This is a genomic window from Clostridium sp. 1001271st1 H5 (assembly GCF_005845215.1).
In the GTDB taxonomy this organism is placed as follows: Bacteria; Bacillota; Clostridia; order Lachnospirales; family Lachnospiraceae; genus Enterocloster.
Map to the genome: position 1 here is coordinate 226,710 of NZ_SPHO01000001.1, position 15,103 is coordinate 241,812.

The 15,103-nt window shown below is 48.1% G+C and carries 15 protein-coding genes and 1 pseudogene; 8 read left to right on the top strand and 8 right to left on the bottom strand.

Annotated elements, in window-relative coordinates; all coding sequences use genetic code 11:
• The first annotated feature begins 152 nt into the window (after nt 1-152).
• The 5 genes from FGS84_RS00915 (at nt 153) to FGS84_RS00935 (ending at nt 5,412) form a co-directional block, all read left to right on the top strand.
• Nucleotides 153-1,415 (top strand): ABC transporter substrate-binding protein, encoded by a 1,263-nt coding sequence (locus FGS84_RS00915; protein ID WP_138305869.1) that lies wholly within the window; start codon nt 153-155, stop codon nt 1,413-1,415.
• Between the two features lie 114 nt (nt 1,416-1,529).
• Entirely contained in the window at nt 1,530-2,396 is an 867-nt protein-coding gene (locus FGS84_RS00920; RefSeq protein ID WP_138305870.1) for an ABC transporter permease subunit, read from the top strand.
• A gap of 33 nt (nt 2,397-2,429) precedes the next feature.
• Entirely contained in the window at nt 2,430-3,245 is an 816-nt protein-coding gene (locus tag FGS84_RS00925; protein WP_347563749.1) for an ABC transporter permease subunit, read from the top strand.
• Nucleotides 3,235-4,275, top strand: coding sequence for an ABC transporter ATP-binding protein (locus FGS84_RS00930; RefSeq protein ID WP_138305872.1), 1,041 nt, complete (start codon nt 3,235-3,237; stop codon nt 4,273-4,275). The genes FGS84_RS00925 and FGS84_RS00930 overlap by 11 nt, the downstream gene beginning before the upstream one ends.
• 162 nt (nt 4,276-4,437) lie before the next feature.
• Nucleotides 4,438-5,412, top strand: coding sequence for a nucleoside hydrolase (locus FGS84_RS00935; protein ID WP_347563750.1), 975 nt, complete (start codon nt 4,438-4,440; stop codon nt 5,410-5,412).
• 201 nt (nt 5,413-5,613) lie between these two features.
• On the opposite strand, the gene yedF is transcribed toward FGS84_RS00935, so the two are convergent.
• The 6 genes and pseudogenes from yedF to FGS84_RS31335 all read right to left on the bottom strand — a co-directional run.
• The gene (gene yedF, locus FGS84_RS00940) at nt 5,614-6,246 is read right to left on the bottom strand and encodes a sulfurtransferase-like selenium metabolism protein YedF (RefSeq protein ID WP_138305874.1); all 633 of its coding nucleotides are present in this window, start codon (nt 6,244-6,246) and stop codon (nt 5,614-5,616) included.
• Between the two features lie 329 nt (nt 6,247-6,575).
• Complete coding sequence (locus FGS84_RS00945) at nt 6,576-7,700, bottom strand: LacI family DNA-binding transcriptional regulator (protein ID WP_138305875.1); 1,125 nt, start codon at nt 7,698-7,700, stop codon at nt 6,576-6,578.
• Nucleotides 7,701-8,010: 310 nt separating this feature from the next.
• Complete coding sequence (locus FGS84_RS00950) at nt 8,011-9,732, bottom strand: Na/Pi cotransporter family protein (protein WP_138305876.1); 1,722 nt, start codon at nt 9,730-9,732, stop codon at nt 8,011-8,013.
• 422 nt (nt 9,733-10,154) lie between these two features.
• A complete protein-coding gene (locus tag FGS84_RS31330; protein ID WP_347563751.1) occupies nt 10,155-11,153 on the bottom strand; it encodes a tyrosine-type recombinase/integrase in 999 nt (332 codons plus the stop codon).
• Nucleotides 11,154-11,823: 670 nt separating this feature from the next.
• Entirely contained in the window at nt 11,824-12,537 is a 714-nt protein-coding gene (locus FGS84_RS00965) for a GIY-YIG nuclease family protein (RefSeq protein WP_243129830.1), read from the bottom strand.
• Nucleotides 12,538-12,570: 33 nt separating this feature from the next.
• Nucleotides 12,571-12,633: pseudogene (locus FGS84_RS31335) on the bottom strand (hypothetical protein); the annotation flags it as partial.
• 39 nt (nt 12,634-12,672) lie between these two features.
• Here FGS84_RS31335 and FGS84_RS00970 point away from each other — a divergent pair.
• Nucleotides 12,673-13,227, top strand: coding sequence for a hypothetical protein (locus FGS84_RS00970; RefSeq protein WP_347563752.1), 555 nt, complete (start codon nt 12,673-12,675; stop codon nt 13,225-13,227).
• A 6-nt stretch (nt 13,228-13,233) separates the two neighbouring features.
• On the top strand, nt 13,234-13,395 hold the full coding sequence (locus tag FGS84_RS31925) for a hypothetical protein (protein ID WP_347563753.1): 162 nt from the start codon (nt 13,234-13,236) through the stop codon (nt 13,393-13,395).
• A 36-nt stretch (nt 13,396-13,431) separates the two neighbouring features.
• On the opposite strand, the gene FGS84_RS00975 is transcribed toward FGS84_RS31925, so the two are convergent.
• Nucleotides 13,432-13,773, bottom strand: coding sequence for a sporulation initiation factor Spo0A C-terminal domain-containing protein (locus tag FGS84_RS00975; protein WP_138305879.1), 342 nt, complete (start codon nt 13,771-13,773; stop codon nt 13,432-13,434).
• 194 nt (nt 13,774-13,967) lie between these two features.
• Here FGS84_RS00975 and FGS84_RS00980 point away from each other — a divergent pair, with 194 nt between their 5' ends.
• The gene (locus tag FGS84_RS00980; RefSeq protein WP_138305880.1) at nt 13,968-14,153 is read left to right on the top strand and encodes a hypothetical protein; all 186 of its coding nucleotides are present in this window, start codon (nt 13,968-13,970) and stop codon (nt 14,151-14,153) included.
• A 200-nt stretch (nt 14,154-14,353) separates the two neighbouring features.
• On the opposite strand, the gene FGS84_RS00985 is transcribed toward FGS84_RS00980, so the two are convergent.
• Nucleotides 14,354-15,067 carry an FCD domain-containing protein gene (locus tag FGS84_RS00985; protein ID WP_138305881.1) on the bottom strand — a complete coding sequence of 238 codons (714 nt, stop codon included), beginning with the start codon at nt 15,065-15,067 and terminating at the stop codon, nt 14,354-14,356.
• Between the last annotated feature and the right edge of the window lie 36 nt (nt 15,068-15,103).

A 15,103-nucleotide genomic window follows, 5' to 3' on the forward strand; every position in this document is an offset into this window, starting at 1 on the left:
GTACTGCATAAAATTACGGCAGGGGGAATCGTAACATCACCAGACAGGGTTATTGTTTTTTATAAACAGTATGGATTTCAGGTGCCAGTGACATGCATCGCACGCAGGCGTCTGAAAAACAGACGCTAAGTGTTCATGGCAGGGAGGAGAATATGAAGAGAAGAATCACAGCAGCGATATTGGCAGCCGTAATGATGCTGACTCTGGGAGGGTGTTCGGGCACCGGCCGGACAAAGGATGCCGGCAGCAGTCATGAAGAGAATGCCGGCAGCCAGGTCATTGAAAACATGTCCTTTGATGAGATGAAGGAGGCTGCAAAGGGAACCACGGTCACGTTCTACGGCTGGGGCGGGGATGATAAGCTGAACCAATGGCTGGACGATGTATTTGCGCCTGTCATGAAGGAAAAATATGACATTACAATGGAACGCGTTCCTATGGATATTGACCAGGTTTTAAGCCAGCTTACAGGCGAGATACAGGCAGGCGGGAGGGACGGCAGCATTGACATGATTTGGATTAACGGGGAGAATTTCCAGTCGGCAAAGGAAAACAACATGCTGTACGGACCCTTTACAGACAAGCTTCCTAATTTTAATGATTATGTGGATGGAGACAGCGAAGATGTGACCATGGACTTTGCTTATCCAATTGAGGGGTATGAGGCGCCTTACGGAAAGGCCCAGATGGTCATGGTGGCAGACCTGGCGGTGACTCCGGATGTGCCTGAGAGCGCCCAGGCCCTGAAGGAATTCGTGCAGAAATATCCGGGCAGGGTGACCTATCCGGCGCTTCCTGATTTTACAGGCAGCGCATTTGTAAGAAACATCATCTATGAAATCTGCGGCTATGAACCGTTTATGGACATGGAGGCTGACAAGGAGACTGTAAGAGCGGCAGTGGCTCCGGCCATGGAGTACCTAAGGGAACTGAATCCATACCTTTGGAACCAGGGAACCACCTTCCCGGATTCATCCACTACTGTGGACAATATGTTTGCGGACGGGGAGCTGGTGATGAATATGACGTACGGCGCCTATGACGTGGTCCTGAATATTGAGGACGGCAAATACACGCAGACCACGGAAACCTTCCAGTTTGACAAGGGCACCATCGGCAATACCAATTTTATGGCAATTGCAGCCAATTCCGGCAATAAGGCCGGTGCCATGGTGGCAATCAATGAGATGCTGTCACCGGAAATCCAGGCGGACCGCTATGAGAAGCTGAGGGTTATCCCGGTACTGGACAATGAAAAGCTTTCCGATGAACAAAAGGAAGCCTTTGACCAGGTGGACCTGGGTAAGGGAACAATCCCCCAGGATGAACTCCTCTCAAAACGCCTTCCTGAGATGCCTGCACAGCTGGTTCCCATCATCGAGGAAATTTGGGCGGAGGATGTAGTGGGTAAATAATGGGAAGGAAACTGACGGGGAGGATACTGGCGGTAAGGAAGCTGACGGTTTTTTGGGGAGGGTGGTGGGTGGGGCGTGTGCGTGATTGGAAGGAAAACATTGGGAGGAAATGGAATGAAAAAAATGGTGACACCGTATTTGCTTCTGGTTCCCCAAATCATCCTGTCCCTGCTTTTTATCATTGGATTGGCAACTGGAATCACCCAGAGTCTGGGGGTGATTCCAGCTTTTGGACTAAGGGAACCAACACTAAAATATTACAGGGAAGTATTATCCAGGCCGGAGATGCTTAAATCCGTGCTGTACAGCCTCAGGGTGGCATTTTTGTCCGCAGGAATTGCCACAGCGGCAGGCGTGGGCTTAAGCGCTGTGTGTGTAATGCACAAAAAGACAAAGGGTCCAATGATGCGGGTAATACAGCTTCCCATCATTGTTCCCCATGTGGTGGTGGCCATTTTTATGGTCAATATTTTTTCGCAGAACGGGGTGGTGGCCAGACTTGGTTATGCCCTTGGATTATTGCAGGAACAGCAGCAGTTTCCCATGCTTATTTATGATACAAGGGGAGTTGGGGTCATACTGGCATATCTGTGGAAGGAGATTCCGTTCATCATCTATTTTGTCATTGCGCTGATGGCAAATATCAATGAGAAATTGGGGGAAGCAGCCATAAACCTGGGGGCGGACCGCTGGACCGCATTTTGCAAGGTCACCCTGCCTCTGTGTAAGGATGCGGTAATCAGCGGATTCCTGATTATATTTGTATTTGCCCTGGGAGCCTATGAGCTTCCCTTTCTTCTGGGTGCCACCTCCCCTAGGGCTCTTCCGGTGCTGGCATATCAGCAGTATATTCACCCGGATTTAAAAAACCGGCCTTATGCCATGGCGCTTAATGGAATCATCATCCTACTTTCCGTGCTCAGCGCCTGGATTTATTATTTCATCATGCGGAAGAACATGAAGGCGTTAATGGAACAGTAAACCGCGAAGCAGAAGGAGATGGAGCAAAAGGTTATGAAGAAAAGAAAAGCGTTTATTTCAGGTATGATACTGGCCCTGCTGTGTGCAGCCATCCTGATTCCCGCGGCCAGTCTGGTGATATGGGTATTTACAGAACGATGGGCCTGGCCCGGGCTGTTTCCGCAGGTGTTCTCGGAACGGGCAGTCATGGAAATTGTCAGAAGAAAGGGAGAACTGGCCTCCCTCATGACGTCCAGCATCATGATTTCTTCTGTAGTGGCCCTTTTATCGGCCTTTGCCGGGGTATTGACATCCAGGGCCCTTATCCTGTACCGGTTCCGGGGCAGGAATTTGATTTCCTTTTTTGTGGTCCTTCCACTGATGGTTCCGACTACGGTGTTTGCCATGGGGATACAGATTACATTTATCCGGTTGGGGCTTAATAATACTGTGACGGGGGTTATCCTGGCACACCTGATTTATTCCCTGCCCTATGCTGTGCGCCTTATCATGGACGGCACCCAGGCAGTCGGCATTGCACTGGAAGAGCAGGCCAGGGTGCTGGGAGCCAGCTCCTTCCAGGCATTTAGGAGGACTACCCTGCCAATGCTGGTTCCGGTGATACTGTCAGCAGTCAGTATGGCCTATATTGTATCCTTCAGCCAGTATTTTCTGACGCTGCTTCTCGGAGGAGGCAGGATAAAGACCTTTGCGGTTGTGATGGTTCCTTATTTACAGAGCGGCAGCCGGAACATTGCCTGCATTTACAGCATTCTGTTCATGGGCATTACCCTGATGGTATTTGCTGTATTTGAACGGATTGCAGGGCATTGGACAAGACAGATGGTTGGAGGATATTATGAGTCTTAACATAGAAAATCTGACCGTATCACTTCAGAAAAAGGTGATACTGCACGGAATTGACCTGGAAATAAAGGAGGGGGAGTTCGTATCCCTTTTAGGGGAATCCGGATGCGGAAAGACTACCCTGTTAAAATGCATTGCCGGTCTTTTGGAGCAGGAGAGCGGGGATATACGGATACAGGGAACCTCTGTGACGGACTGTCTGCCGGAGAAGCGGGGAACGGTAATCGTGTTCCAGGATTTACGGCTGTTTCCACATATGACGGTGGAGAAAAATATTTCCTTTCCCATGGAACTGAAAAAGGTGCCGAAAAAAGAACAGAGAGAGCGGGTGGGTGAACTCCTGGAAGCAGTGCAGCTTGCCGGATTTGAGAAGAGAAAAATGAAGGAGATGTCGGGCGGACAGATGCAGAGAGTGGCATTGGCCAGGGCATTGGCAGCAAATCCCAGGGTACTTCTTCTGGACGAACCATTTTCAGGTCTGGACGAGAGGCTGCGGACGGAGATGGCGCGGCTGGTAAGGAAACTGCATGAGGAATGGAAAATCACCACCATTCTGGTCACCCATGACAAGGCAGAGGCCCTCCGCATGTCTGACCGCATTGCGCTGATGAGCCACGGGAAGGTCCTGCAGTACGGTACTCCTGAGCAGATGTTTTATCAACCGGAGACAAAAACAGTGGCGGAATATTTTGGCAAGGTGAATTATGTTCCCGGAGAGGTGGTGGGAGGCAGGTTTGTCTGTAATCTGTTTGAGATAAGGTCGGATTTGCCTGACGGGACCTATGATGCCATGATACGCCCGTATTCAGTCCGGCTGCAGGAGGACGGGGAGTTTGAGGTGGAGGAGGTTACCTTTATGGGGGAGATGACAGAGATACGGGTAAGGGTTCCCGGGAAATTTGCTCCCGGAGGGAACATTCTGTGCCAGAGGATGGAAGGTATTGGACTGCAGACAAAATTCCAGGCAGGCATGAAGGCGGGACTGCGCGTGGAACCAGATGGGGTTGTACTGTTCAGGCATGGTACGGCATGAAAGGTATGCAGCGGGAAAGGTATGCGGCGGGAGAGGTGTGCAGCGGGAAAGGTATGCGGCGGGAGAGGTATGCGGCGGGAGAGACATGTACTGGAAGAGGAAGGTACCGGAAGAGACATGTAGCCGGGGGCCTGTTCCCAGAGAGACATGTAACGGAAAAACATGTATGAAAGGAAAAGGATGAAGAAAATCATATTTGACTGTGACAATACCTTTGGAACAAAAGACTGCGATGTGGATGACGGGCTGGCCCTGATGTATTTGCTGGGAAGCAGGGACGCCCAATTACTGGGAGTCACTTCCACCTATGGAAATAACAGCCTGGATGTGGTACAGGCAGTGAATCTGCGGATGCTGGGAGAACTGGGACGCCAGGATATTCCTGTAAAAAGAGGCGGGGAGAAACGGGGAGACTACCAGAGCCAGGCAGCTGATTTCCTGGCGGAAATGGCGGACCGCTATCCGGGGGAATTATCGGTTCTCGCCACCGGCTCCCTGACAAACCTGAGAGGCGCATATGAGAGGGACCGGCATTTCTTTGAGAAGGTAAAAGAGATTGTCCTGATGGGCGGAATCACGGCTCCTCTTGTATTTGAAAAAAAGGTAATGGATGAGCTTAATTTTTCCTGTGACCCTCCGGCGTCTTGGACCGTACTCACAAAGGGAAGAAATGTTTCCGTGATGACAGGCAATAATTGTCTGAAAGCTTTATTTACAAAACAGGAATACAGGGAACGGTTCTCGGATAAGGGAAACAGGGCGGCAGCGTATATCATGGAAAAAACAGATTACTGGTTCGGATACAATGAAGATGATTACGGCATCCGGGGATTTTATAACTGGGATGTGACGGCTGCTGTCTATCTCATGCATCCGGAGCTGTTTGCAGATGAAGTGAAACACCTCCGGCTGTCAGAGCAGGATTTGGAGACCGGGTATCTGAGGATGGATACAGATGTGGTTCCAAACCGGATGGCAGAAGGGAGGGCAGACAGGCCGGCAGAAGGGACGGCAGGAGAAAGATGCACCTGTAATCTGCCGGTCATTGGGGATGTGAGGGCGTTTAAGGACAACATCTATGAGACATGGCTGAGTGTTACTGGGATACTGACCGGCACCGGAAAGAGTATGAAATAAGGATGAAAGCCAGAGGAGGGATTCCCGGAATGGGGGACAGGGGCTGTGTTTTTTGTGGGGCGGGGTGGATATCCGCTGAAAAAAGAAAAGTGGCATGCTGCAGGTGACTGATACCGGCATATAAGAAGGGCCGCATTGTCTTGAATGCGGCCTTTGCCTGAATGTACGTCGAAGTTTAGCTGAGTTGGCATGAACGTGAAATTAAGGACGTACCAAACATTTGGCAGCTGTCATACGCTCTACAATCTCATACATATTGGTGACGCTTCCCACCTGTAGCTTCTCGCCCAAACCATAGAAGTTAAGGCAGGTTCCGCAGGTAAGAATCTCCACTCCCTGGGATTCCAGGGATTTTAAATCCTCCAGGTTATCGGAGCCTTCGCAGGAAAGGTGGGCGCCGCTGTTATACAGAAGCACGGTTTCCGGCAGGGCATCCTGCTGTGTAAGTGCGTAGACAAAACCCTTCATCAGGGCCTTTCCCAATTCCGGATCTCCGTGTCCCATCAGGTTGGAGGAAAGAACCACTACCATACCCTTCCTGCGGCTGTCGGGCCGGCAGGCAATCGGTTCATCATCGGTATCAGCCGCAGCATCTGAGCCGGAAGCAGCGTTTGCTCCTTCGCTTACAACAATTTTAACAGCGAATTCATTATCGCTTATTTTCTCGGAAACAGCTGCAAGGCCCTTGCTTGCTGCCATCTTGCTCAGGTTCTGGACCGCTATCTCGTTGTCCACCAATACCTCAACTGTCTCACCTGGATTACAGGATTCCAATGCTTTCTTAGTGTCAATGACAGGCTTTGGGCACTGTTTTCCGCGTTCATCTAATTTCATGTTTCGTATCCTCCTTAAGCATGTATCTGATTCTTCCTGTTCCCCGGAAGTGTGCTTTGAAATTATCATCACATGCCTCTAATTATAGCAGGTTTGTGATGGTATGCAAACGCTTTTACCCCTTTAGGCAGCTGGCATTTATTTTTTCTATACATAAGCACATTGCTATATTTATTATCGATACAGGCAAGGGGTCCGCGGCGGATGCCCTGAACAGGCTAAATGCGGCTGCGGTTCTACTGATAGACGAGCCGGCTGCCTGTGTGATTGTGACAGGACAGTCTGATGAAATGATAAGACGTTACGTCTGTTGTGTATCTGCGCGTATATTATGCAGGAGCAGTGCCGCAGCTCTCGCGTTCCACCACATGGCAGGGCAGGACGATTTTCATGGGAAGGTGATGGCCTCCTTCAATTCTGTCAATCAGGATTTTTGCAGTCATACGTCCCATTTCAGCTAAGGGAAAGTGAACCGTGGTCAGCATTGGGTCCAGATATCTGCCCACATTGATATCGTCCATACTGATGACGGAGATATCCCCGGGAATAAAAAGCCCGGATTCCCTGACTGCCCGCATGACACCGATAGCAATAACATCATTGGAGCAGAAACATGCCGTTGCATCCAGTCCGGATTTCAGCAGCTCCCCGGCACCCAGGTACCCGCCTTCCATGGAAATAGGGACATGTCTGATACGGGATTCATGACAGGGAAGGCCATGCTTTTTCAGAGCAGCGCAGTATCCAAGAAAAGGGCTGCTGTATTCACTGCCACCGATGTAGGCAATCCGTTTATGGCCTGATTTGACCAGGCTGTCAACTGCATCAGATGCAGCTTTCTGCCCGTCGCAGACAATCTGGTCTATGGGTGATTCCAGATATTGGAATCCTGTGTAGATGAAATGGAGGGCAGGCCAATCAGGAAGGCGGCAAAGATATTGCCCTTCTGGGACCCCGTCCGTATGGCTGCTGCCAATGATGGCGATTCCGTCCATGTTGGAATCTGCCGTCATGTCGGAAAACAGGGGAGGGCAGCTGGCAGTGGATGCCAGGGGAGGGAGGCTGGCAGTGGATGCCAAAGGAGGGAGGCCTGCAGTGGATGTCAAAGCAGAGAGGCCGGCAATGGAAGACAGACTGTATTTCAGGCTGTAACCATGTAACCGGGATTCCTCCTCCATGCCTCTTATCAGTAAAGAGCGGGACTGTTCACTGCCAATGCCGGCTGTCTGGGTAAACAGGCATGCAATGGAATGGCAGGGAGTCTGATTCTCCCGGATGGAATGCATTTTTAAGCTCCGGGCATGGGCGTTTGGAATATAGCCGGTTCTCTTTGCGATTTCTAGTATCCGTTGCCGGACCTCCTTGCCTGCGGGGCACTTTCCGTTTTGATTGATTACGCGGGAAACCGTGGATACGGAGACCCCGGCTTCAGCAGCGATTTCCTTAAGCGTCATGGACACTGCCTCCAGGTGCGGCTAAATGCCAGCAAAGACACAGGTTGATTCATAATAACCTCCAGGAATATAAAAAACGCCGGAAGAAACAGACTGTTTCAACAGTCCCATGCGTCTTCAAGGCGTTTTATCTATTATAGTTTGATTTTACTGTATTTGTATCGAATCCTCAAATGTGTATCAGATTCTTAAGCGGGCTTCTCTTGGAGAAGAACAGTGTCTTCGTGACAATGATTGATTTAAGTATATAGAGCCTTAATTTATTTGTCAATAGGAAGACAGCGGTTTATATTCTATGGTTTAGCGCAGGTCAGTTGTTCTCCAGTTTGTCAAGAGCCTGGGCAATGTTGAATGCATGGTCGCCGATGCGCTCATAATCGGTCAGGATTTCTGAGTACAGGATGGATGTTTCCACATGGCATTGCCCGTTTCTCATGCGTTCGATTTGGTTGGAACGATATCGGGCAGTCCGGCGGTCAATGTCTTGTTCCAGAAGCAGGGCCTGCTCCAGGAGGGAGGCATGTTCCGGCATGGAAGGCTGTTCCGGTATGGAAGGCTGTTCCAGACGGAAGTCATGTTCCGCCATGGAAGAATATTCCGGCAGGCAGCCTGAATCAATGCGGTAGGCACTGCAGACCAGGTGTATGGCGCGCATGCAGGAGGTTCTCATATCCGTCAGCTCAAGAGATGCCTGGGAAGACAGCTCCATCCTGCGTTCCATCATGGTCTGTGCGTAGCCTGCAATGTTGACTGCATGGTCGCCAATGCGCTCCACATTTCCAATGATGGAGAACATGCGGTTGAGCGCTTTCACTTCGGACGGGGAATTTTCCACAGCAAGGACCCTGGAAATCTTTCTGGATAACTGGGCATTGTACAGGTCAATTTCTTCTTCGCGCAGCTGAAGCTGTTCCAATTCCTCCCCATTCTTTTGTTCAAAAGCCAGGAAACTGGCTTCAACATTGGCAGCAGCCAGTGCAAGCATCTGCGCGATGTCCCCGTTAAGCTGTTTTCTTGCTATGACAGATACGCCAAGTACGTGTTCGGAAGCCAGCAAATCTTCAAACCAGCGCTCCTCATCTGTTGTCTCCAGCGGTTTGTCGGGCAGAAGTTTTTCGGAAATTCTGGCAAGCTGTGTGCCAAAGGGCAGTAAAAGCAGAGTGGTAACGATGTTGAACAGCGTATGAACATTGGCAATCTGCGCCGCGGGATTATCTGGTGTAAAGGTGGCCATCCAGTGGGTAAAGGGAGACGCCAGACAGACCAGGGTAAAGACCGTTGTACCCAAGATGTTAAATATCAAATGAATCAGGGTGGTCCGTTTAGCATCGCGGTTGGCTCCGATGGACGCCAGGACAGCCGTGATACAGGTACCGATATTTTGTCCAAACAGAACAAAGACCGCGCTGTCCAGCCCGATTAACCCGCTTACAGCCAGGGCCTGGAGAATACCGACGGATGCAGAGGAAGACTGGATGATAGCGGTAAAGGCAGCTCCGGCCAGTATCCCCAGAAGCGGATTGGAGAATTTTGTCATCAGATTGACAAAATGAGGGGATTCACGCAGCGGTATCATGGCGGCGCTCATCATTCCCATGCCAAGGAAAAGGATACCCAGGCCAGCCACAATACCTCCGGCAAACTGGACTTTTTTCTGTTTTACAAAAAGAATCAGGGCAACACCTGTAAATGCAATGAGCGGTGCAATGGCACCAATGTCTAAGGCTATGAGCTGCCCGGTTACAGTGGTGCCAATATTGGCGCCCATGATAATCCAGACAGCCTGTTTCAGTGTCATGAGCTGGGAATTTACAAAGCCCACCACCATGACGGTTGTGGCGGATGAGGACTGGATGATTGCAGTGATTCCGGCTCCCACCAACACACCTAAAAACCGGTTGGCAGTCAGACGCTCCAGTATCTGCTTCATGCGGCTGCCGGCCGCGGCCTCCAGATTGGTGCTCATCATCTGCATGCCATACAGAAATAATGCCAGTCCTCCTAACAGACTGAAAAACGAATGAATACTCACAATGATTCCTCCTTTACTTGTTTGGCAGTATTATGCCAAAAGAAAAAGGCATTGCCCGCATCCGTGTGTATGAATGCAGGTCATGCCTTTTTGAACATATGAAGTATGATTACGGTAAAAACTTGGTCATCGTCGTAGACGGTGGCGTCCATATGTATGTCATTTCCCTTCCGATGTATGTGTAAAATGGTGTATATGAAAATATCCTGTCCTGTTGGAATTATATGAGGATAAGGGAGCAATGTCAACGGGATGGGCGGAATATTAACAATACTTTAATGCCAGACGGTTTTCAGAATGGTAGGATTTGCATGAGAAATAGGGTGAAAATGGTAGGTTTTATGCGGGTTTTCGGTGTTTTTGAAAATTTCATTTCCTACCGCGTTCTACCATGTTATTGGGGGCTATTGGTCACAATAAAGTCACAAATTAATCTCAATCTTTTCAATCTCTTTGCGCAGGTCTTCCAGCTCACGGTGACCATAAACCTTGTTAGTGATGTCCTCTTTAAATGAGTGCCCCATCATCCGTTTTCGGTCGTTTTCTTTTACCTCATACATCTCACACAACATAGAGCACGTGTGCCGACAGTCATGTGGTGTATGTTTGGGGTCACCTGGGATTCCCAGTTGGGTTAGCAGTTCATCCATTTGGTTTCTGAAATCTTTGTCGCTGCACGGGAGAAGCTTTCCATACTTGCTCATCCGGTGTTCAACCAAAGGGAGAATACCGGAATGAATTGGTACAATACGTCCTTTACCGGCCTCCGTTTTTATTCCGCCCTTAAAATACTTTTTTTGCATATTTACCTCAAGGCTAATGTATTCTGATATACGCCATCCGGAATAGCACATGATGAGAAGCATCTCTGCAGTTTCGTGTGTTTTGTTATCCCACAAGATTTTCAGGTCTGCATCTGAGAATGGCACACCATGTTCATCATCGTCATCCCTTTTGATTTTAACATACCGGCTATAGTCCTTGTCGCACCATCCCTGACTGTCAGCGTATTTATACATCTGCCTGTACAGATTCCTAATAAGTTCCAGGCTGTCATATTTTAGATTACACGCATCCAGATTATCCTGCAGGTCTTTTGCGCGTAGGGAGTTAAATATTTTATCATAGAGGGATACACAGTTTTTGTACGCGGCCTTGATTGAATATTTGGTTGAGGCGGAGTATTTATTGCCTTCGGAAAATTTATCGGCATAGAAGGCTTCATAGACCTCTGAGAAAGTCTTTTCCGGCTCATCCGGTTCGATTCCTTTGACGCGGTTGTAATCTGCCAGGAGTTTCCCTGTCAGCTCGTCGAGCTGCTTGGTATCATCCGGGAGCAGCAGTGTGGCCTCCATACCAGGAGTATAGGTACCGGCCTTGTAGGATGTGAGGACAATGAACCCTTTTATCCAGTCATCCACATAGCAGAGGGCCGGAGGCCGCTTTCCGTCAATGTCTGCCGGCGGATGGACGGCATAGGGGTTTTTGCGGCTCTTGCCCAGGTAGCGGATGGAGCCGTAGCCGTTGGGGAGCCGGGGGTGTTTTCTGCGTCTTGGCATGATATCAGTCCTTTCCTGTTGCGATATCGCAACCGATTTTGGGTATAAAAAATACGCCCCTTGCCAGGACGCTTCAGGAATGATATAATTTACTTGCTTAAGGTAATTAATTATATCTTCCGGAACGGTCCGGTAAGAGAAAACTATGTGAGGGCGGTTCCTGCTGGTAACAGGGCCGCTTTTCACATTTGACTTATTCGGTATATTTGATATACTATACTTAACAAGACAGCCGGAAGGTGAATGCACCTCACCTGCTCCGGCGAACATCTTACTAAAAAATAGTCGTCAGCTTTGCTAGGGCAGGACGGCTATTTTTTATGGGTATAAGTCAGTATTGCAACAATGAGTAACGCCACTGATGTAATCAACTGCAATTCTTCGTATGTACTCATAAGGCACCATCCCTTTCTCCAAGACTCAGAACGGGATGGGAGCACGTCCCCCGGCTGCCCGGGTAGATATATTATATTTTCAAGGTGGTAAGCCTCAGGAGTGTGGGAGTTCGTAGTCCTGGGGCTTTTTGCTATTATTAAGCAGACTGTTCTTGATTTAATATTGCCAATGTTTCATTATATTCCTTAGCAACAGGTATACGAGTAAAAACTACAGTATTATTATAGTTGTCTTTAACAACAGCCTCTATTTCATCAAGTGAAACTCTGAAAAATTCCTTGCGCAAATTCACTCGGTTTACACTCTGTTTTTCAAATGTTTGATGAAGTGCTGTTTCTAATGCAGGTGCATCATCAGAAAAAATCATTGCATGTACATCGAATTCAAATGGAACAGAGGCACTACCTAGTTCTTTAATCCTATCCATTGGTTCCACCCTTCTTGTCATTCCGATTTTATATATATTTTCTCCAAAGGAGCCAATATTAGAGATTATGTATACATAACCTGCGCGGGCATTAGCCTCTCTTTCAAGAACAGTGGCCTTATCTGCTTCTAATTGCTTTAACTTATCTTCCAATTCTTTGATTTTATCTATATAAAGCTGCTTCTCAACATCATTTTGTGTTTTTTGCATATAGCCTATTAACTTATTAATTTCATTTGAGCATTGGGCCTGGTCTTTTTCAAGTTTGGCTTTTTGACGTTCTATTTCTCTCCGGACTTTTTCTTCCTCAACCATCTGTTCCTTGATTGCTTTTTGTTGTTCGCGTTCCTGTTCCTTTTTTTGTTCATAGGTATGTACGAGATTAAGCTCTTCCAATTTATACTCCAAAAGCTTTGGGGTCATTTGTATACCATCAATTGCAAATATCTTATTTAATGAATCAAAGGATTTTGTGATTTTGCTTCGTACAGAATCAATATTTTTGACAGATAGATTCAATAGGGCATTATCACACTCAGAGTTAAAGCATCTTAGTATTTGCTTAGTATTATCATTAATCTCTTTCTTGTACTCACCCAGGCTATCCTGGACCGATTGGCCCGGGAGAACCCAGGTACATACACATCAACTTATAAGGCTAAGGTGGCCAGGTACATAGGCCAGCGCTGCACGGACTGCTCTGGCCTCATCAGCTGGTACACCGGGTGCATCCGCGGCAGCTACAACTACCATGACACAGCCACACAACGGGTTGGCATTGACCATATGGACGAGTCCATGATAGGCTGGGCACTCTGGAAACCAGGGCATATCGGGGTATACATAGGTGATGGATACTGCATTGAGGCCAAAGGCATCAATTATGGTACCATTAAATCAAGGGTGTCATCCACACCCTGGCAGAAGGTATTGAAGCTCTGCGACATCGATTATACTCCAATCCCGCTGACATACACCCAGGGTTTCCAGCCGGCGGCAGACGGAAAGCGCTGGTGGTATCAGTTCGCAGACAGCAGCTATGCGGCCAACGGTTGGTACTGGCTCCGGGAGGCCACGGACGGTACCTGTGGGTGGTATCTGTTTGACAGTTAGGGCTACATGCTGACCGGCTACCAGACGGACCCCGCCGGCGAGGCCTTCCTGCTCTGCCCGGTTAAGGGCTCTGACGAGGGAAAATGTATGATTACGGATGCCAGGGGCGTACTCCGGATTGCCGAAGAGTATGACATGGTCAATCGCCGATATGTGTTCGAGTGGTAGATTTCGGAAGGGCGCTGCAATAGCGCCCTGACTTGCTTAATCGTAATAGTGTTTCACAACGTAGTGAGAGAGCGCATCTATGAAGGCTTCATTCCGGGGTTTCTGTTCCAGCTCGAAACCGAAGACCTGATTCAGCAGTTCTCTGTTTCCGTGCAGCCAAATGGTACTGATGATGGTACGGATATTCCGTTCCACACATTTAATAGATGTCTGGTAGTGAGCGGCTATCTCCACATAGAGCCCTTTGGAAATGTAGGTTAGAAGGTGTGGGTCATGGATAGTACTGATGATGCCGTGAATTGTGTAACCGAATCCCACATAGGAGTTGTTTACACCTAAGCGCCGGAGCAGGTCACTGGTTTCTCTTTCATATTTCATACTGATTCCTCCTTGGTTTTTGATACTGATTTAACGGTATATGCAAGGAGGGGCATTATCAAGTGGAAAATAGACGACAAAAAGCAACAGAAGATGTCGTAAAATGCGAATAAACGGACCATAAATGGTATTATTCACCAGAACAATCCCCGTTTTGAAAGGCATACAATGGCCTTGGAAGGAGGCGCATAAAGATGGATGGAAAGCGGAACGATGAACCGCCAGAACCGGCAGAAAGGTACTCGGATGAAGAACTGCTAAAAGAATCTGAAGCAGTCAAACGCATGACCGTCCCCTTACCCATCCCGGACCCGAAGCCGGATGAACTTGAGACCATCCGGAAACGGATTCAGGATGAGAAGGAGAAAGAAGAGAAGTAGAAATGGGCGGGTGCCGATTGTCGGACCCGCCAAACTTCATGCTGTTTTCTACCTGCATATATTACTCTATTAGACACAGTAAAGTCACAAAAATGCAAAAAAACAACGTAAAAACTTACTTTTTGGCCCCGTAATATTAACAATACCTTAATACCGGCCAAACACGTCATCCTACCGAATCAAGTATTCGGAGAAGATATTCAAGGCGTGGAATACTTCAGTATATCTTCCAGAGAAATCTCCAGGTGTTCAATCATGAGATTATAACCCAGCTGGGTATCCCGTTTATGGAAGGCGTCTATGATTTTTGCATGCGGCGCAACTGCGTTTCCCATAATTTTATCCACTGCAAAAGCTTTGGAGCGGTAACTGCGGAAACATTCGGTAATATTCTGGCTAATGCGAATCATCAGCTGGTTATCTGTAAATTCCATGATTTGATTGTGAAAAAGTTCATCAAAGGAGAGCAGCTTGACTGTATTTTTGTCTTTGAGAGCCTGTTGAAAAAGAAAATGTGTTTTTTCTAATGACTCAATATCTGAATCAGTTGCCCTTGGAATAGCCAGGCGTACTGCCATGGGTTCTATGGCCATACGCACTTCCATGAATTCAATCATATTTCTGCCATTTTCACGAAACCATTCCAGCGCCATTTCGTTTGAATCATTTTTTCTGTACTTGTCACTTAAAAAAATGCCCTTACCCTGAATCGCAGTTACGTAATCCATTGCTTTTAACATTCGGTAAGCTTCGCGGGCAGTGGAGCGGCCGATTCCCATCATTTCACAGACTTCTTTTTCTGTAGGCAGTTTGTCGCCTGGCTGCAGACTGTTTTCTGTTATGTAATTTTGAAGATTCTGAATTGCCTGGTCCACAACAGATATCCGTGCAATACTTTTCAGAGGTTTATTCATTCGATTCCCCTTCTTTGTTTATATTCTTTCAGTCAT

Coding starts and splice junctions, on each gene's coding strand:
- FGS84_RS00915 (WP_138305869.1), top strand. CDS start 153: ATGAAGAGAAGAATCACAGCAGCGATATTGGCAGCCGTAATGATGCTG.
- FGS84_RS00920 (WP_138305870.1), top strand. CDS start 1,530: ATGAAAAAAATGGTGACACCGTATTTGCTTCTGGTTCCCCAAATCATC.
- FGS84_RS00925 (WP_347563749.1), top strand. CDS start 2,430: ATGAAGAAAAGAAAAGCGTTTATTTCAGGTATGATACTGGCCCTGCTG.
- FGS84_RS00930 (WP_138305872.1), top strand. CDS start 3,235: ATGAGTCTTAACATAGAAAATCTGACCGTATCACTTCAGAAAAAGGTG.
- FGS84_RS00935 (WP_347563750.1), top strand. CDS start 4,438: ATGTATGAAAGGAAAAGGATGAAGAAAATCATATTTGACTGTGACAAT.
- yedF (WP_138305874.1), bottom strand. CDS start 6,246: ATGAAATTAGATGAACGCGGAAAACAGTGCCCAAAGCCTGTCATTGAC.
- FGS84_RS00945 (WP_138305875.1), bottom strand. CDS start 7,700: ATGACGCTTAAGGAAATCGCTGCTGAAGCCGGGGTCTCCGTATCCACG.
- FGS84_RS00965 (WP_243129830.1), bottom strand. CDS start 12,537: ATGACCCCAAAGCTTTTGGAGTATAAATTGGAAGAGCTTAATCTCGTA.
- FGS84_RS31925 (WP_347563753.1), top strand. CDS start 13,234: ATGCTGACCGGCTACCAGACGGACCCCGCCGGCGAGGCCTTCCTGCTC.
- FGS84_RS00975 (WP_138305879.1), bottom strand. CDS start 13,773: ATGAAATATGAAAGAGAAACCAGTGACCTGCTCCGGCGCTTAGGTGTA.
- FGS84_RS00980 (WP_138305880.1), top strand. CDS start 13,968: ATGGATGGAAAGCGGAACGATGAACCGCCAGAACCGGCAGAAAGGTAC.
- FGS84_RS00985 (WP_138305881.1), bottom strand. CDS start 15,067: ATGAATAAACCTCTGAAAAGTATTGCACGGATATCTGTTGTGGACCAG.